The following is a 16,147-nucleotide window of genomic DNA, read 5'->3' on the forward strand; positions in this document are numbered from 1 at the left end:
AGATCTACGCCATGCGTGGATGTTTATGCGCTGGCGGGCTCTTCCACCTTCGGGCCATCCCACAGCGCGTGGCCAGCCTTCTTGCGCAGCCGCTCCAGTCGCGCGGCATGCGCTTCCAGCTCCGACGGCGTGGCCACCACGCGCGGGCGCGGCAGCAGCTTGCTGGTGTCGAAGGCCTGCAGCGCGGCACCGGCGCCACCGCCGTCATCGTCGCCCAGGCCGAAGCCGATCTCTTCCTGGCCCGAGGTCAGCGCGATATAGACGTCACCCAGGATCTGCGCGTCGAGCAGGCCACCATGCAGCGCACGGTGCGAATTGTCCACGCCCAGGCGCTTGCACAGCGCATCCAGCGAATTGCGCTGGCCCGGGAAGCGCTCGCGCGCCATCACCAGGGTATCGATCACCGTACAGCGATCGGTGATCTTTCCATACTGCGGGCCCAGCAACGACAGCTCGTTGTCGAGGAAGCCCAGGTCGAACGCCGCGTTGTGGATGATCAGCTCGGCGCCATCGATGAAGGCCAGGAATTCATCGGCGATCTGCGCGAAATCCGGCTTGTCAGCCAGGAACTCCAGGGTCAGGCCGGTGACTTCCTGCGCGCCCTGTTCGAACTCGCAGTCCGGCTTGATGTACTGGTGGTAGTTGTTGCCGGTCGGGCGGCGCTTGAACAGCTCCACGCAGCCGATTTCGACGATGCGGTTGCCCTTCTTCCACTCCAGGCCGGTGGTTTCGGTATCGAGGATGATCTGACGCATGGGCTCAGTTTACCGGGCTGGCGTCGCGGATCTGGATGGCCGCGTTGCGCGCCAGGGTATCCACCCGCTCATTGTCCGGATCGCCGGAGTGGCCCTTCACCCAGCGCCAGTCGATCTGGTGCCGCAGCGTCGCCGCATGTAGGCGCTCCCACAGCTCGCGGTTCTTCACCGGGTCACCGCCGGCGGTCTTCCAGTTCTTGCGGATCCAGCCGGGCATCCATTGGGTCAGGCCCTGCCGTACATACTGCGAATCGGTGTAGAGCACGATGTTGCACGGCTCGGTCAGCGTTTCCAGGCCGGAAATGGCCGCCATCAGCTCCATCCGGTTGTTGGTGGTGTGCGCTTCGCCGCCGCTCAGTTCACGCTCGTGGCCCTTGTAGCGCAGCAGTGCAGCCCAGCCGCCGGGGCCGGGATTGCCAAGGCAGGAACCGTCGGTGTGGATTTCAATGGTTTTCAATACAACTCCAGATCAGGTAGCAACGGTGCCGTGCCAACGCACCGGCAACGGTTTCGGCCCGGGCAGGGCCAGCGTTCGCTTTTCAGCATGGAACAGGCAGGCTGCGCGCAGTGGCGACCAACCGCCCACGCGACGGCTGCCGGCGCCGCGCCAGAGCGGGCCGAGGAAACGCATATCGTCGCACTCCAGCCCGTGGCGGCCGAGCAGCAGGCGGATCCGCTGCGGCGTGCGCACCACCAGCCCATGCTGGCGCCAGTGCGTGCGGTAAGGGCTGAACGGGTTGAGGCTGCTCAGCCACAGATGGCCGCCCGGCATCAGCACGCGCTCGCACTCATCGAGCAACCGATCAGCGTCGGCTGCGGTGACATGCTGCAGCACGACCGCATTGACGCTTTCATTGGCCAGCGGCAGCGGCAACGCACAGCGGGTGTCGCCGGCATAGCCGTGCCCCTGCCGGTACAGGCGCAGGCCGCGCCCGCCAAGCTGCGCATCGTCCAGCCATGCGGCACTCGGCGCGATCCACAGCCAGGGCTGCACCGGCAGCAACGACAGCTGCGGCAGCAGCAGTTGCCGCTCCAGAACGCGCAGGGCTTCCGCCGGTTCGCTGTCGAACCACGGGGTCTGGCTCGCTTGACGGGTGCTCTGCAGCGCGGGCATGGTCCAATTCTATGCGACTGACTGCCCTGCCCGCATTTGCGGACAACTACATCTGGACCTTGATCGACGACGACGGCGCCGCCGTGGTCGTCGATCCCGGCGATGCCGCGCCGGTGCTTGCGCTCGCCGATCAGGGCCTGCGCGTGGACACGATCCTGCTCACCCATCATCACGATGACCACATCGGTGGCGTGCCCGTGCTGCAGGCACGCTTTCCCGGAGTCCGGGTGATCGCACCCGTCGAGGAGCGCATCCCCACGGCAACCGAACGGGTCGGCGAAGGTGAACGCGTTCAGGCACTGGGCCGGGCGTTCCACGTACTATCCGTGCCCGGGCATACCCGCAGCCACATCGCGTTTCACACTGCTGAACATCTTTTCAGCGGAGATTCGTTGTTCAGCCTGGGCTGTGGACGCCTGTTCGAAGGTACGCCGTCCCAGCTGCTGGCATCGATGCGCAAGCTGGGTACCTTGCCCGCGCAACTGCTGCTTTGTTGCGCTCATGAGTACACCGTGTCAAATGCCGTCTTCGCGCGGCATGTCGACCCCGCCAACGCTGCCTTGCGGCAGCGCCAAGAGGAGGCTTTGGCCATGCGCCGCGATGACCGTTCCACCCTGCCGGTAACCCTGGCCAGCGAATTCGACTGCAATCCGTTCCTGCGTGTGCACACTGCGCCGATCCGCGCGTCGGTGTCGGCACACCTGGGCCGTGACGTCGTTGACGACGTCGACGTGATGGCCGGTCTCCGGCACTGGAAAGACGGCTTCCGCGCATGATGCGCCGAAGTCTGCCGCTGGCCCTGGGCCTGGTCCTGGGGCTGGCCGGAACCGCCGGCGCCCAGTCGCTGGGCGCTGGCATCGGCCAGAACCTGACCGCCGCCGCCGCCCTGCCGCTGGATCCGGCCACGTTGCCGGCCGCGTCGGTCCGCAACGGCCAGGAAATCTTCTCCAGCTTCCGCGATGGCCTGGCCGAGCCCACCTGCAATGCCGAGGCCACCAGCCCGCGCTGGCAGAAGCAGTTCGCCCACGCCCCGTCGCGCCTGGCCAACCAGGATGACGATGCACTGGTGCTGTTCGGCTATGTGGTCGAAGAGCTGCGCAAGGCCAACCTGCCCACCGAGTTCGCACTGATTCCCTTCGTGGAAAGCGGCTACCGGCCCAATGCCCGCAACGGCAGCGGCCCAACCGGCCTGTGGCAGTTCATCGCCACCACAGCGCGCAATCACCGCGTGCCCATGACCAACGGCTACGACGGCCGCCTGTCGGCGGTCGATTCCACCCAGGCCGCAGTGCGCTACCTGAAGACCCTGCACGGCATGTTCGGCGGTGACTGGCGCCTGGCCACCATGGCCTACAACGCCGGCGAGTACCGCGTGCTGCAATCCATGCGAAAGGCCGGCATGAACGCGCAGAACGCCAAGCCCTCGGCGCTGCCCGGCCTCTCGCCGGTCACCCATGCCTACGTCGAGAAGCTGCATGCCCTGGCCTGCGTGCTGGAAGACGTGGAAGACCAGCCAGGTGTCATGGCCTCGCTGGACCGCACCGTGCCGGTGCTGAAGGACCACACCCTGCCGGCCGGCACCAGCGTCCAGCAGTGGGCCGCACAGCGCGCCCTGGACCCGGCCCGGATCGCCCGCCTCAACCCCGCCCTGGCGGGCGGTGGACGCGTCTCGTCCGGCACCACCCGCGTGCTGGCGCCGGTCTCGGCCGCCAGCGCGACCGTGGCGGACACCGCCACCGCACTGGTGGCCAGTAGCATACCTGTTGCCGCCGCCTCGCCAGCGCCGCAGGTCGCCAAGACCGTGGCCGCGATCGCCGATCGTCCGCGCAGCCGTCGCCACACCGTGCGTGATGGTGAATCGGCCTGGACCATCGCCCGCCGCTATGGCATGCCGGTCAAGGCGCTTCTTTCGCTGAACGGCCTGAGCGGCAGCAGCGTGCTGAAGCCGGGCGCCGTGCTGCGCGTCGAAGACTGACGCGCAGGCCAGGCCCTCCTGTAGAGCCGAGCCCATGCTCGGCTTTTTTCTTGCCTGCGACTTGTCGGGGTTCATGACCAGCCGAGCACGGGCTCGGCTCTACAATTCAATTTCCAGCAGCGCCCGCACAAAAAAAGGCCCGGCAATGCCGGGCCTTCTTCGATCTGCTCGCCGCGAGGCTTACAGGTTCGCTTCGGTGGTCTGGATCATGAACTTCTTGCGCATCGCCTCGATGTAGGCCTTGGCCGCGGCCATGCCGTCGATCTGGCTCAGCTGTTCCTTCAGCTGCTTCTGCTGCTCTGCAGTAACTTCCTTGATGTCGCCCGGATTGACCTTGTTCACCGCGAACAGCAGCGCGTGGCCGTTGACGTCGACCTTGCCATAGCTCGGCTTGCCTTCGGCCGGCACCGGCGCGCTGAAGATCGCGCGGTTGATTTCCGGGGTCGGCACCGGCTGGCTGCGCGGCAGGCCCGGCATCGGGCTCAGCTGCAGCTTCTCGCTGGCAGCCAGCGACTGCAGGGTGGCGCCCGCCTTCAGCTTGGCCAGGATGGCCTCGGCCGCCTTGTCGCTGGCCTGGCGCTGGCGATCAGCACGGATCGCAGCGATCACCTGTTCGCGGGCCTTGTCCAGCGGCAGGGCCTGTTCCGGGGTGTGTGCAGCCACACGGATGACCACGCTGTGGTTGGTCGCGCCGCCCAGGGCGATCGGGTCACTGGCGGTACCGTCCTGCACCAGCACGTCGGAGAAGGCGGCACGCAGCACGGCCGGGTCAGCGGCGATGCCGCTGGCGGTCGCGCGGGTGATCGGGCCCAGGGTCTGCAGCGGCAGGTTCACTTCCTTGGCCGCAGCGGCCAGGTCGCTCGGGCTCTTGTTGATGGCATCGACCAGGCGACCGGCCAGTTCGTTGAAGCCGCGCTCGCCGTCGGCCTTCAGCTGCTCGGCAGCCAGCGTGTCACGCACTTCCTCGAACGACTTGCCCTGGCCACCGCGCACAGCGGCCACCTTGATGATGTGGTAACCGAACTCAGTCTTCACCGGGCCGATCACGTCACCGGCCTTGGCCGCAAACAGCGCGTCCTCGAACGGCTTGACCATCGCACCGCGCTCGACCCAACCCAGGTCACCGCCCTGGTCCTTGGAGCCCGGATCTTCCGAATTGGCCTTGGCCAGCGCAGCGAAGTCGGCACCGGCCGCCTTGGCTTCGGCAGCGATCTTGTTCGCCTTGGCTTCGGCGCCGTCACCGGTGATCAGGATGTGCGAGGCCTGACGCTGCTCCGGCGAGGTGAACTTTGCCTTTTCCTCTTCATAGCGCTTGCGCAGGGTCGCTTCATCGGCCGGGGTCGGTGCCGGCAGGTTCGCACCGTTGATCTCGACGTACTCCAGCGACACGCTCTCGGCCTGGCGGAAATCCTTGCCGTGGCTGTCGTACCACTTCTTGATCTGATCATCGGTGACCGGCGCGGTATCGGCCGGTACGGGCGGCAACGCGGCCAGCTCGACGTCGCGGGTTTCGCCCAGCAGCTTCAACAGGCGCTCGGTCTCGGCCTGGGTGACGAAGCCGGAGCTCTGCAGGCCCGATGGGATCACCGACTGCTGCAGGCTCTCACGCACCAGTTCCTGGAACTGGGTCGGGGTACGCGGCGGATTGCCACCGGCCAATGCCAGGCGGTAGTTGTTCTCGTTGAACTTGCCGTTCGAATCGAGGAACGCCGGCATGGTCGCGATGTACTCGCGCACCGCGCCGTCGCCGATCACCACGCCCGCCTGTTCACCGACCAGGCGCACGACCTGTTCGTCGATCAGCTGATCGAGCACGGCCATCTTGTTCTCGGTGCTCTCGAACGCGCGCGGGTCGAAGTTGTCGCCCTGCTGCTGGCGCTCACGCTTGCGCTCCTGCTCGAAACGCGTGCGGAAATCCTGCGAGCTGATCTCATGGTGCTGCCACAGCATGCGCACCGGCCACCACGACGGCGCCGAACGCCACCAGGTTGGCGGCGCGGAAACCTTGGCCACGTTCTGTGCGCCAACGCCACCGAGGTAGCTGTTGTCGATCACGAACAGGAACGGAATCATCAGCAGCCCCAGGATCACGGTGACGATCCAGCCTGAGGTCTTGTCGCGGAGTTTCTGCAGCATGGTGAGGAATCACAAGGCCTGATTGGCGAGCCCGGCAGTGTAACCCGCTTCGCCGCAGGGACCAAAAGCAGCACCGACGCGGCCTGCGCCCACTTGCGCAGGCAGGCACCATCAGTGCATCGGCCAACTCCACATCCTGGCGCAAAGAAAAAGCCCCCGGCTTGCGCCGAGGGCTTTTAGAGTTGGCGGAGCGGACGGGACTCGAACCCGCGACCTCCGGCGTGACAGGCCAGCATTCTAACCAGCTGAACTACCGCTCCGCGCTTGAACTTTGCAGGCGCCCAGTATATCCGAAGACTCTCTGGAAACCCAGCCCGATGAACACTTTTTTCAAAGTTTTTTCACAGGGACTTAAGAAGTCTGCAATGGCGGAGCGGACGGGACTCGAACCCGCGACCTCCGGCGTGACAGGCCAGCATTCTAACCAGCTGAACTACCGCTCCGTTCTTGCAAAGACTTTTTCGCCTTCCTCCCGTACCTCTCGGTGAGAAGACAAGGCCCCCAGCCTTGAACCGGGGGCCTGGATGTAATGGCGGAGCGGACGGGACTCGAACCCGCGACCTCCGGCGTGACAGGCCAGCATTCTAACCAGCTGAACTACCGCTCCGCGTTGTTACCTTTTTGCTTTCAGCCGGCCTGGACCGGGGAGAAAACAAAGCCTCCAGCTTTTGGCCGGAGGCCTCGTTGAATGGCGGAGCGGACGGGACTCGAACCCGCGACCTCCGGCGTGACAGGCCAGCATTCTAACCAGCTGAACTACCGCTCCACACTCAAACTTTTACCGCGGTGCTGTGGTGGGTGCTGAGGGTTTCGAACCCCCGACCCTCTCCGTGTAAAGGAGACGCTCTACCGCTGAGCTAAGCACCCCAGCGAGCCGCTTAGTTTACAGCATCCTTCAGGGCCTTGCCAGCCTTGAACGACGGATTCTTCGAAGCAGCGATCTTGATGGTGTCGCCGGTCTTCGGGTTGCGGCCGGTGCGGGCAGCACGGTCGCGGACCTGGAAGGTACCGAAGCCAACCAGGGTGACCGCATCGCCGTCCTTCAGCGCCTTGGTGATGGCAGCAACGACGGCATCGACAGCGCGGCTGGACTCTGCCTTGGTCAGGTCGGCAGCTTCAGCAACGGCATCGATCAATTCGGTCTTGTTCATTCTCTACAACTCCTTTGGCGGTGGGTTCCGCTTATTCGACAGGGAAGCAACCGCACGCCATCTGCACGCGGCCGCCATGTGGAAACGGTTCGCCGAATCCAGCGATCACCAGACTGCGACCACTCATTCGCGAGTGCTGCTTTTATACCAGTGGCCCTACCCCCACGCAAGCTGGAAAGCCAGCAACGACGCGGGTTTCGGGCCATTGGACAGCGCGCGTCAATGCTTGACGCGCGCGTTTCCACTCGGTTTGGCCTTGCTGCGCACCGTGACACGCTGCGCACTCTTGCGCGCCTTCTTCGGTGCCAACGGACGCTCCAGCGCCAGGTCCAGGACTTCTTCGATGTACTTCACCGGCACGATCTTCAGATCGCGGGTGACGTTGGCCGGGATGTCGGCCAGGTCCTTGCGGTTCTCTTCCGGGATGATGACCGTGCGGATGCCGCCACGCAGTGCGGCCAGCAGCTTCTCCTTCAGGCCACCGATGGCAGTGACGCGACCACGCAGGGTGATCTCGCCGGTCATCGCCACGTCGGCGCGCACCGGCACCCTGGTCAGCATCGACACCAGCGAGGTGACCATCGCCGCGCCGGCACTCGGGCCATCCTTCGGCGTGGCGCCATCGGGCACGTGCAGGTGCACGTCGTGCTTCTGCAGGAAGTCGCTGTCGATGCCAAAGCCCACGGCGCGCGAACGCACCACCGACAGCGCGGCCGACGCCGATTCCTTCATCACGTTGCCGAGCTGGCCGGTCAGGATCAGCTGGCCCTTGCCCGGCACCAGGGTCGATTCGATCTGCAGCAGGTCGCCACCGACTTCGGTCCAGGCCAGGCCGGTGACCAGGCCGATTTCATTCTCTTCCTCGGCACGGCCGAAGTCGAAGCGACGCACGCCCAGGTACTTGTCCAGGTTCTTGCTGGACACATTGACCAGCGCCTTGGGCTTCTTCGCACCCTTCTTCGCCTTCACCAGCTGCGGGCCGGCCAGCGCGATCTCCTTCACCACCTTGCGGCAGATCTTGGCGATCTCGCGTTCCAGGTTGCGCACGCCCGATTCGCGCGTGTAGTAGCGCACGATGTCCTGGATGGCGTCACTGCCGATTTCCAGTTCTTCCGGCTGCAGGCCGTTGGCCTTGACCTGCTTCGGCACCAGGTAGCGGGTCGCGATGTTGAGCTTCTCGTCCTCGGTGTAGCCGGGGATGCGGATCACTTCCATGCGGTCCAGCAGCGGGCCGGGAATGTTGAGCGAGTTCGAGGTGGCCACGAACATCACTTCGGACAGGTCCAGGTCCACTTCCAGGTAGTGGTCGTTGAATGCGTTGTTCTGCTCCGGATCCAGCACTTCCAGCAGCGCCGAAGACGGATCGCCACGGAAGTCCATCGACATCTTGTCGATCTCGTCGAGCACGAACAGCGGGTTCTTGCTACCAACCTTGTTGAGGTTCTGCACGATGCGGCCCGGCATGGAACCGACGTAGGTACGGCGGTGGCCACGGATTTCGGCCTCGTCGCGCACGCCGCCCAGCGACATGCGCACGAACTTGCGGTTGGTGGCCTTGGCAATCGACTGGCCCAGCGAGGTCTTGCCCACGCCCGGCGGCCCGACCAGGCACAGGATCGGGCCCTTCATCTGCTTCACGCGCGACTGCACCGCCAGGTATTCAAGAATGCGCTCCTTGACCTTCTCCAGGCCGTAGTGGTCGGCATCGAGCGTATCCTGCGCGACCTTCAGGTCCTTGCGCACCTTGCTGCGCTTCTTCCACGGCACGCCCAGCAGCCACTCCAGGTAGTTGCGCACGACCGCGGCTTCGGCCGACATCGGCGACATCTGCTTGAGCTTGTTCAGTTCGTTGCGTGCCTTGGCTTCAACGGCCTTCGGCATGCCGGCTTCGGCGATCTTGCGGGCCAGCTCTTCCAGCTCGCCCGGCGCGTCGTCCAGGTCACCCAGTTCCTTCTGGATGGCCTTCATCTGTTCGTTGAGGTAGTACTCGCGCTGGCTCTTCTCCATCTGCGACTTCACGCGGCCGCGGATGCGCTTTTCCATCTGCTGCACGTCGATCTCGCCATCGACCAGGCCGACCAGCATCTCCAGGCGATCGCCGACGGCCAGCGTTTCCAGCAGGCGCTGCTTGTCGGCCAGGCGCACGCTGATGTGCGCGGCGATGGTGTCGGCCAGGCGCGCCGGCTCATCGATGCCCGACAGCGTCTGCAGCAGTTCCGGCGGCAGCTTGCGGTTGGTCTTCACGTACTGCTCGAACAGCGACATCAGCGAGCGGGCAATCGCCTCGACCTCGCGCGCTTCGCGCTCGTCGGTGGCGTCGATTTCCACCGCCTGCCCATGCAGCGAGCCGTTGCGCTCGTCGACGTGGGTGACCTGCACGCGCGACAGGCCTTCGACCAGCACCTTGATGGTGCCGTCGGGCAGCTTCAGCAGTTGCAGCACCTGCGCCAGCGTACCGACCTGGTAGAGGTCGGCCGCATGCGGGTCGTCGGTTTCGGCCGACTTCTGCGCCAGCAGCAGGATGCGCTTGTCCGCCTCCATTGCCTGTTCGAGCGCGTGCATGGACTTGTCACGGCCGACGAACAGCGGGATGACCATGTGCGGGAACACCACTACGTCGCGCAGCGGCAGGACCGGCAGGTCGAGGGTTTCACTTGGGGAACGGGCCATGGGGGCTCCAGGGAAGGGGGAAAACCGCCTCCGGGAGGGCATCTTCCGGAGACAAAAAAAGCCGATGGCCCCGTTATGGGGCCATCGGCTTTCAGATGCAAGGCATTCCTTGAAAATCCTTTCCAATCAATAACCTGGAAGGATCACTCGGCGCCTGCGGCCTTCTGTTCAGGGGCCGCCGGGGTCTGGTAGATCAGGTACGGCTCGGACTTGTGCTCGATCACCGATTCGTCCACGACCACCTTGCTGACGTTCTCCTGCGACGGCAGGTCATACATGGTGTCCAGCAGGACCGATTCGACGATGGTGCGCAGGCCACGGGCGCCGGTCTTGCGCTTGAGCGCCTTCCTGGCGATGGCCGACAACGCGTCCGGACGGAACTCCAGTTCCACGTTTTCCATCTCGAACAGCTTCTTGAACTGCTTGGTGATGGCGTTCTTCGGCTCGGTCAGGATCTTGATCAGGGCCGGCTCGTCCAGCTCCTCCAGGGTCGCCACCACCGGCAGGCGGCCGACGAACTCGGGAATCAGGCCGAACTTGATCAGGTCTTCCGGCTCGACTTCCGCCAGCACCTTGCCCACTTCCTGCTTGCGCTCGCTGCTCTTCACCTTGGCACCGAAGCCGATGCTGCCGACGTCGGTGGAACGCGCCTGGATCACCTTGTCCAGCCCGGCGAACGCGCCGCCGCAGATGAACAGGATGTTCTTGGTGTCCACCTGCAGGAATTCCTGCTGCGGGTGCTTGCGGCCGCCCTGCGGCGGAACGCTGGCCACGGTACCTTCGATCAGCTTCAGCAGGGCCTGCTGCACGCCTTCGCCGGACACATCGCGGGTAATCGACGGGTTCTCGCTCTTGCGCGAGATCTTGTCGATTTCATCGATGTAGACGATGCCCTGCTGCGCCTTCTCGACGTCGTAGTCGCACTTCTGCAGCAGCTTCTGGATGATGTTCTCCACGTCCTCGCCCACGTAACCCGCTTCGGTCAGCGTGGTGGCGTCGGCCATGGTGAACGGCACGTTGAGCAGGCGGGCCAGGGTCTCGGCCAGCAGCGTCTTGCCCGAACCGGTCGGGCCGACCAGCAGGATGTTCGATTTCGCCAGTTCGACGTCGTCGTTCTTCTGCCGGCTCTCGATGCGCTTGTAGTGGTTGTACACGGCCACTGCCAGCGTGCGCTTGGCACGGTTCTGGCCGATCACGTACTGGTCGAGAACCTCGAGGATCTCGCGCGGCTTGGGCAGCGAACTGCGCGCCGACTGCGCCTTTTCCTCAAGTTCCTCACGGATGATGTCGTTGCACAGCTCCACGCACTCATCGCAGATGAACACGCTCGGACCCGCAATCAGCTTGCGCACTTCATGCTGGCTCTTGCCGCAGAAAGAGCAGTAGAGGATCTTGCCGGTGTCCGTGGAACGACCTTGGCGGTCTTCGCTCATGCTTCGCTTACCCAGTTACCCCACCCGCTGAACGGGGGTTCGATTCGAGAATAGCACAGGGCCGAGGGGACACCAGTCCCACCCGACCCTGCAGGAACGAGGCCTCCCTGGCCCCGTGAAGGCCGGTCAGCCGGCCTGGATCGACTCATCCGGACGACGCTCCAGGACCTGGTCGACCAGACCGTAGGCCTGCGCCTCGAAGGCGCTCTTGAAGTTGTCGCGCTCGGTGTCACGGGCGATCGTCTCCAGCGACTGGCCGGTGTGCTTGGCCAGCACCTCGTTCAGGCGCGAACGCAGGGTCAGGATCTCGCGCGCGTGGATGTCGATGTCGGTGGCCTGGCCCTGGTAGCCACCCAGCGGCTGATGGATCATCACGCGCGAGTTCGGCAGCGCATAGCGCTTGCCGGCTTCGCCCGCGGCCAGCAGCAGGGCGCCCATCGAGGCGGCCTGGCCGATACAGGTGGTGCTCACATTCGGCTTGATGTACTGCATGGTGTCGTAGATCGCCATGCCGGCGGTGACCACGCCACCCGGCGAGTTGATGTAGATGTTGATGTCCTTTTCCGGGTTTTCCGATTCCAGGAACAGCAACTGCGCCACCACCACGTTGGCCATGTGATCGTCGATCGGGCCCACGAGGAAGATCAGGCGCTCCTTCAACAGGCGCGAATAGATGTCGTAGGCACGCTCGCCGCGGCTGGTCTGCTCGACCACCATCGGAACCAGGTTCAGGGCTTTGGTTCGGTTGTCCATTACGTGAGGTACCTATCTTGGGGGGCAACAACCCCGCGCCGGCAAAGGCGCGGGGCATCCGGTGATCCGCCCGGGCTTACTGGCGGATCGCGTCCTGGAACGACAGCTTCTCTTCGGTGTGCTGGGCACGCTCGGCGATCCAGTCGATCACCTGCTCTTCCATCACACGGTTCTGCAGGCCAGACATCAACTGGGGGTCGTTGCGGTACATCTCAATGACCTGCTCCGGCTCTTCGTAGGTCGAAGCGATCAGACGCATCGTTTCATTCAGGCGCTTGGCTTCCAGGCGCAGGTCGTTGATGCGGGCCACTTCACCGACCAGCAGGCCGACCAGCACGCGCTTGGCGGCAGCGTCCTTGAAGCCTTCGTGGGCATCGGCCGGGATCTCGCCGACGTTCTGGCCGTTGCGGCGCAGCTGCTCGACCTGCTGGGCCAGCATGGCGCGGGCTTCGTTCTCGACCAGGCGCGGCGGCATTTCCACCGACGAGTAGGCCGCGATCAGCTGCTCGCCCACTTCGCGGCGCAGGCGGTTCATCAACGCACCCTTCAGCTCGCGCTCCAGGTTGGCGCGGATGTCGCTGCGGAACTGCTCCACGTCGCCGCCCTTCACGCCGAAGCTCTTGATGAAGGCTTCGTCGACCGCCGGCACGACCGGCTCGGAGACCTCGGTGACCTTGACGGTGACCTGCACGGTCTTGCCGGCCAGCACCGGCACGCGCCAGTCAGCCGGGAACTCGACGTCCAGGGTCTTCTCTTCGCCCTTGGCCAGGCCGACCAGGCCCTTCTCGATGGTCTCGAACATCATGCCCTGGCCGAGCACGATCGAACCCTTCTCGGTGCCCTCGGCCGGCAGGCGCTCTTCGCCGGCCTGCGACCAGGTTTCCACCGCGACCAGGTCACCGTCCTGCGCGCCACGGCTGACCGGGGCCCAGGTACGACGCTGGTTCTGCAGGTTCTCGATCATCTGGTCGATGTCGGCGTCGGTGATCTCGGCGGTATGGCGCACGACGGTCAGCTTGCTGACGTCGATGTCGCCGAAGTCCGGCACCACTTCCACGGTGGCCACGAAGGAGAACTCACCCTCGTCGCCCTTGTCGATGCGCGGGCTGCCGACGATGCGCAGGTCGTGCTCGCGCACGGCCGCATCGAAGGTTTCGCGCAGCAGGCCGTCCAGCGCCTCGCCACGGACCTGCGCGCCGAAGCGCTGCTCGATCACCTTGGCCGGCACCTTGCCCGGGCGGAAGCCCTTGATGCGGGTGGTACGGGCGATTTCGCCGAGGCGGCCGGCGATGTGGCTCTGCAGACGCTCTTCCGGCAGCGAGAAGCTCAGGCGGCGTTCCAGGTTGCCGGTGGATTCGATCGAAGCTTGCATGTTGACTCCTGCCACCGGTGGCCCAGGCCCCCGGCTCGATGATTGGGATGAAACGGTTGTAAGGACGCGACGTCTGGGACGCGCCTGCTTGCCGCAGCCCTTTAGTTTCGCCCAATTCGGCTTGCACTGCCAGCGCGCGCCGGTCAAGGGGGCGCAGATGGCCCGATCAGGGCGGGGACAGGCCGGCACTGGTGCGAAAGGGGGGACTCGAACCCCCACGCCTTGCGGCACTGGAACCTAAATCCAGGGCGTCTACCAATTCCGCCACTTTCGCGTGGCCGGCGCAGGTGTTCATTGTCGCAGGCGATGGCGGGAAGCGGAAGGCCTGCACAAAACTGAACATGACAGCCATGTGCTCATTGCCCGCACCAAAGGCCGTCCCGAAGGCGTGCGACCGTTCGGGACGGCAGCGACTCAGTGCTTCGCCTCGGCAGGGGACGCCGGTGCGTCAGCGCCCTGCCCGGCCGCCACATCCACCTTGCGGATGTCCACGCCACCCTTGTCGGTGCGACGCAACCCCATCGCCTCCGGCGCAGCCTCACCCTCCACCGGCTGCGCCGGCTGCATCTGCATGGCGTCACCGACCGGGCGCGCTGGAACCGCCTCCGTACCTGCATCGCGCTCCACGGTCTGCGCCGGATCACGTTCCGGCGCGCAGGCCGCCAGCGCCAGCAACGCAAATGAAACCCACAGCCTCCGGTGCAGTCGTTTCATATCGGCCATCTGGATCTTCCTTCGTACATGCATGCGCCCTCGGCGCGGAAGATCCATTGGGTGCGATGAAGGGCGCAGCGCGGTGAGAAGCAGCGCACAGCATTGAAAACACTGATGACGCGTATGCCCCTGATTTCAGCATCGCTTCAGTAGATCCACGCCATGCGTGCATGAAACGCCACCCGGCGAACAGGCAAGAAAAAAGCCACTTGGCGAACCAAGTGGCTTTCGTCTGGTGGGCTGTCAAGGATTCGAACCTTGGACCTATTGATTAAGAGTCAACTGCTCTACCAACTGAGCTAACAGCCCGAAATCGGGGCGCGAATTATGACCCGATCCGCTCGGTGGGTGCAAGCACTTTTTTCAACGTGGTTGAAACCAGCACTGCGGTCCCGCTGCTGCTGCAGATCCGCGCCGAACGGGTTTGCAACGCGTGCCCCATCGGGGCGATGGGAGTCACACCTATAAGAAAAAAGCCACCTGGCGTACCAGGTGGCTTCTGTCTTGGTGGGCCGTCAAGGATTCGAACCTTGGACCTATTGATTAAGAGTCAACTGCTCTACCAACTGAGCTAACGGCCCGTGAAACTCAGACGCACATTGTAGCGTGCTTTCTGTTTATTGCAATACCGTTTCGGCTGCGCCGATGCGGTTGAATCAGTGGGGTGGCTGAGGGGATTCGAACCCCCGACCACCGGAATCACAATCCGGTACTCTAACCAACTGAGCTACAGCCACCACTGAAACTTTCGCCCCATCGCCGATACCACTGACGCCGGACCCTTGAACATTGCCTGGGGACTGTCACCAAAGTTTCGGTCCGCCGAAGCGAGTCCGATATTCTGGTGGAGTCCTTGCGCTTTTGCAAGCACTTCTTCACATCCGCCGATGCGATCCCGGTGCTCGCCAATGGCGCGCCCGACAGGAATCGAACCTGTAACCGCCGGCTTAGAAGGCCGGTGCTCTATCCAGTTGAGCTACGGGCGCCCGAACCGGAACGGTGTCCAATCCGACGTGGCGTGGGATTGGTCGGGGTAGAGGGATTCGAACCCCCGACATCCTGCTCCCAAAGCAGGCGCGCTACCAGACTGCGCTATACCCCGGTCTTGCAATCCCCTCGGGTTGGCCCGGGGAGTTGGTCATTGTCGCCAAGCGCGTTGGGAACTGTCAACGAAGGATGCACAGATCCCGGGCCTGCCACAACGCCGAAAGCAGTCATCGGCTATGCTCACGCCCATCGGCCGGATGGCCGTCCCGACCTTCATCCGCACGGAGAACACGCATGCGCAGCGGCAACCCGGCTCTTTCCGAGTCGACTTTCCTCGACCTCGCCAGTGGCTCGGTAGTGACCAGCCCCGACCAGGTCATGACCCTCAATGGCACCGCCAACAAGACCGGCATCCTGCTGCTGTTGACCGTGCTGACCGCGGCGTTCGCCTGGAGCCAGGCGGTCGACGAGTACGGCCAGATTTCCGGCAGCGCGAGCCTGTACGCTATCGGTGGCGCGATTGGCGGCCTGGTGCTGGCATTGATCACCATCTTCAAGAAGGAATGGTCACCGGTCACCGCGCCGATGTACGCGCTGGTCGAAGGCCTGTTCCTGGGCGCCGTGTCGGCCCTGTTCAACATGAAGTATCCGGGCATCGTGTTCCAGGCGGTGCTGCTGACCTTCGGCACCCTGGCCGCCCTGCTGTTCGCATACCGCAGCGGCCTGATCAAGGCCACCGAGAACTTCAAGATGGGCGTGGTCGCCGCCACCGGCGGCATCGCCCTGCTCTACCTGGCCTCGTTCGTACTGGGCTTCTTCAACATCAATGTGCCGGTGATCCACGACTCCAGCTGGCTGGGCATTGCCTTCAGCCTGTTCGTGGTGGTCGTGGCCGCGCTGAACCTGGTGCTGGACTTCGATTTCATCGAGACCGGCGTGGCCCAGCGCGCGCCGAAGTACATGGAGTGGTATGGCGCATTCGGCCTGATGGTGACCCTGGTCTGGCTGTATGTGGAGTTCCTGCGCCTGCTGTCGAAGAACCAGCAGCGCTGAACCGGACAGAGCCATAAACGACAAAGGGCGCCTT

The 16,147-nt window shown here is 64.5% G+C and carries 13 protein-coding genes and 11 tRNA genes; 3 read left to right on the forward strand and 21 right to left on the reverse strand.

What is annotated here, in order from left to right; translation table 11 throughout:
• Nucleotides 1-23: 23 nt before the first annotated feature.
• The 3 genes from dnaQ to AC2A1N_RS17520 are packed head-to-tail and all read right to left on the reverse strand — an operon-like array spanning nucleotide 24 to nucleotide 1,869.
• A complete protein-coding gene (gene dnaQ, locus AC2A1N_RS17510; protein WP_014036152.1) occupies nucleotides 24-755 on the reverse strand; it encodes a DNA polymerase III subunit epsilon in 732 nt (243 codons plus the stop codon).
• A gap of 4 nt (nucleotides 756-759) precedes the next feature.
• The gene (gene rnhA, locus AC2A1N_RS17515) at nucleotides 760-1,212 is read right to left on the reverse strand and encodes a ribonuclease HI (protein WP_005408275.1); all 453 of its coding nucleotides are present in this window, start codon (nucleotides 1,210-1,212) and stop codon (nucleotides 760-762) included.
• A gap of 12 nt (nucleotides 1,213-1,224) precedes the next feature.
• The gene (locus tag AC2A1N_RS17520; RefSeq protein WP_484373021.1) at nucleotides 1,225-1,869 is read right to left on the reverse strand and encodes a methyltransferase domain-containing protein; all 645 of its coding nucleotides are present in this window, start codon (nucleotides 1,867-1,869) and stop codon (nucleotides 1,225-1,227) included.
• Between the two features lie 11 nt (nucleotides 1,870-1,880).
• Here AC2A1N_RS17520 and gloB point away from each other — a divergent pair, with 11 nt between their 5' ends.
• A complete protein-coding gene (gene gloB, locus AC2A1N_RS17525; protein ID WP_134969285.1) occupies nucleotides 1,881-2,645 on the forward strand; it encodes a hydroxyacylglutathione hydrolase in 765 nt (254 codons plus the stop codon).
• Nucleotides 2,642-3,844: a lytic transglycosylase domain-containing protein gene (locus tag AC2A1N_RS17530; RefSeq protein WP_484373023.1), complete on the forward strand. Its 1,203-nt coding sequence runs from the start codon at nucleotides 2,642-2,644 to the stop codon at nucleotides 3,842-3,844. Before gloB ends, AC2A1N_RS17530 begins: the two co-directional genes overlap by 4 nt.
• 180 nt (nucleotides 3,845-4,024) lie before the next feature.
• Here the strand turns inward: AC2A1N_RS17530 and AC2A1N_RS17535 are convergent, their stop codons facing one another.
• The 18 genes from AC2A1N_RS17535 to AC2A1N_RS17620 form a co-directional block, all read right to left on the reverse strand.
• Nucleotides 4,025-5,980 (reverse strand): peptidyl-prolyl cis-trans isomerase, encoded by a 1,956-nt coding sequence (locus AC2A1N_RS17535; RefSeq protein WP_484373025.1) that lies wholly within the window; start codon nucleotides 5,978-5,980, stop codon nucleotides 4,025-4,027.
• A gap of 183 nt (nucleotides 5,981-6,163) precedes the next feature.
• A tRNA-Asp gene (locus AC2A1N_RS17540) sits at nucleotides 6,164-6,240 on the reverse strand.
• A 106-nt stretch (nucleotides 6,241-6,346) separates the two neighbouring features.
• Nucleotides 6,347-6,423, reverse strand: a tRNA-Asp gene (locus tag AC2A1N_RS17545).
• An 87-nt stretch (nucleotides 6,424-6,510) separates the two neighbouring features.
• Nucleotides 6,511-6,587, reverse strand: a tRNA-Asp gene (locus AC2A1N_RS17550).
• A gap of 82 nt (nucleotides 6,588-6,669) precedes the next feature.
• Nucleotides 6,670-6,746 (reverse strand) — tRNA-Asp (locus AC2A1N_RS17555).
• Between the two features lie 26 nt (nucleotides 6,747-6,772).
• Nucleotides 6,773-6,847, reverse strand: a tRNA-Val gene (locus tag AC2A1N_RS17560).
• A gap of 11 nt (nucleotides 6,848-6,858) precedes the next feature.
• Complete coding sequence (locus AC2A1N_RS17565; protein ID WP_005408270.1) at nucleotides 6,859-7,131, reverse strand: HU family DNA-binding protein; 273 nt, start codon at nucleotides 7,129-7,131, stop codon at nucleotides 6,859-6,861.
• 219 nt (nucleotides 7,132-7,350) lie between these two features.
• Nucleotides 7,351-9,801 carry an endopeptidase La gene (gene lon / locus AC2A1N_RS17570; protein WP_484373027.1) on the reverse strand — a complete coding sequence of 817 codons (2,451 nt, stop codon included), beginning with the start codon at nucleotides 9,799-9,801 and terminating at the stop codon, nucleotides 7,351-7,353.
• A gap of 143 nt (nucleotides 9,802-9,944) precedes the next feature.
• Nucleotides 9,945-11,234 (reverse strand): ATP-dependent Clp protease ATP-binding subunit ClpX, encoded by a 1,290-nt coding sequence (gene clpX / locus AC2A1N_RS17575; protein WP_004154600.1) that lies wholly within the window; start codon nucleotides 11,232-11,234, stop codon nucleotides 9,945-9,947.
• A gap of 126 nt (nucleotides 11,235-11,360) precedes the next feature.
• Nucleotides 11,361-11,987, reverse strand: coding sequence for an ATP-dependent Clp endopeptidase proteolytic subunit ClpP (clpP, locus tag AC2A1N_RS17580; protein WP_004146318.1), 627 nt, complete (start codon nucleotides 11,985-11,987; stop codon nucleotides 11,361-11,363).
• A 76-nt stretch (nucleotides 11,988-12,063) separates the two neighbouring features.
• Nucleotides 12,064-13,359, reverse strand: coding sequence for a trigger factor (tig, locus tag AC2A1N_RS17585; protein ID WP_134968738.1), 1,296 nt, complete (start codon nucleotides 13,357-13,359; stop codon nucleotides 12,064-12,066).
• Between the two features lie 189 nt (nucleotides 13,360-13,548).
• Nucleotides 13,549-13,633: transfer RNA gene (locus AC2A1N_RS17590), tRNA-Leu, on the reverse strand.
• Between the two features lie 140 nt (nucleotides 13,634-13,773).
• The gene (locus AC2A1N_RS17595; protein WP_061479949.1) at nucleotides 13,774-14,082 is read right to left on the reverse strand and encodes a hypothetical protein; all 309 of its coding nucleotides are present in this window, start codon (nucleotides 14,080-14,082) and stop codon (nucleotides 13,774-13,776) included.
• 224 nt (nucleotides 14,083-14,306) lie between these two features.
• A tRNA-Lys gene (locus tag AC2A1N_RS17600) sits at nucleotides 14,307-14,382 on the reverse strand.
• Nucleotides 14,383-14,578: 196 nt separating this feature from the next.
• A tRNA-Lys gene (locus AC2A1N_RS17605) sits at nucleotides 14,579-14,654 on the reverse strand.
• Between the two features lie 79 nt (nucleotides 14,655-14,733).
• A tRNA-His gene (locus tag AC2A1N_RS17610) sits at nucleotides 14,734-14,810 on the reverse strand.
• Between the two features lie 172 nt (nucleotides 14,811-14,982).
• A tRNA-Arg gene (locus AC2A1N_RS17615) sits at nucleotides 14,983-15,059 on the reverse strand.
• A 39-nt stretch (nucleotides 15,060-15,098) separates the two neighbouring features.
• A tRNA-Pro gene (locus AC2A1N_RS17620) sits at nucleotides 15,099-15,175 on the reverse strand.
• Nucleotides 15,176-15,354: 179 nt separating this feature from the next.
• Here AC2A1N_RS17620 and AC2A1N_RS17625 point away from each other — a divergent pair.
• A complete protein-coding gene (locus AC2A1N_RS17625) occupies nucleotides 15,355-16,113 on the forward strand; it encodes a Bax inhibitor-1/YccA family protein (protein ID WP_484373030.1) in 759 nt (252 codons plus the stop codon).
• Nucleotides 16,114-16,147: the final 34 nt, after the last annotated feature.

Source organism: Stenotrophomonas maltophilia group sp. SKK55 (genome assembly GCF_057179845.1).

Excerpts from the sequence above, each read along its gene's own strand:
- AC2A1N_RS17520 (WP_484373021.1), bottom strand. The coding sequence starts at position 1,869 with ATGCCCGCGCTGCAGAGCACCCGTCAAGCGAGCCAGACCCCGTGGTTC.
- AC2A1N_RS17595 (WP_061479949.1), bottom strand. The coding sequence starts at position 14,082 with ATGGCCGATATGAAACGACTGCACCGGAGGCTGTGGGTTTCATTTGCG.
- dnaQ (WP_014036152.1), bottom strand. The coding sequence starts at position 755 with ATGCGTCAGATCATCCTCGATACCGAAACCACCGGCCTGGAGTGGAAG.
- lon (WP_484373027.1), bottom strand. The coding sequence starts at position 9,801 with ATGGCCCGTTCCCCAAGTGAAACCCTCGACCTGCCGGTCCTGCCGCTG.
- clpX (WP_004154600.1), bottom strand. The coding sequence starts at position 11,234 with ATGAGCGAAGACCGCCAAGGTCGTTCCACGGACACCGGCAAGATCCTC.
- AC2A1N_RS17530 (WP_484373023.1), top strand. The coding sequence starts at position 2,642 with ATGATGCGCCGAAGTCTGCCGCTGGCCCTGGGCCTGGTCCTGGGGCTG.
- gloB (WP_134969285.1), top strand. The coding sequence starts at position 1,881 with ATGCGACTGACTGCCCTGCCCGCATTTGCGGACAACTACATCTGGACC.
- clpP (WP_004146318.1), bottom strand. The coding sequence starts at position 11,987 with ATGGACAACCGAACCAAAGCCCTGAACCTGGTTCCGATGGTGGTCGAG.
- AC2A1N_RS17625 (WP_484373030.1), top strand. The coding sequence starts at position 15,355 with ATGCGCAGCGGCAACCCGGCTCTTTCCGAGTCGACTTTCCTCGACCTC.
- AC2A1N_RS17565 (WP_005408270.1), bottom strand. The coding sequence starts at position 7,131 with ATGAACAAGACCGAATTGATCGATGCCGTTGCTGAAGCTGCCGACCTG.
- tig (WP_134968738.1), bottom strand. The coding sequence starts at position 13,359 with ATGCAAGCTTCGATCGAATCCACCGGCAACCTGGAACGCCGCCTGAGC.
- AC2A1N_RS17535 (WP_484373025.1), bottom strand. The coding sequence starts at position 5,980 with ATGCTGCAGAAACTCCGCGACAAGACCTCAGGCTGGATCGTCACCGTG.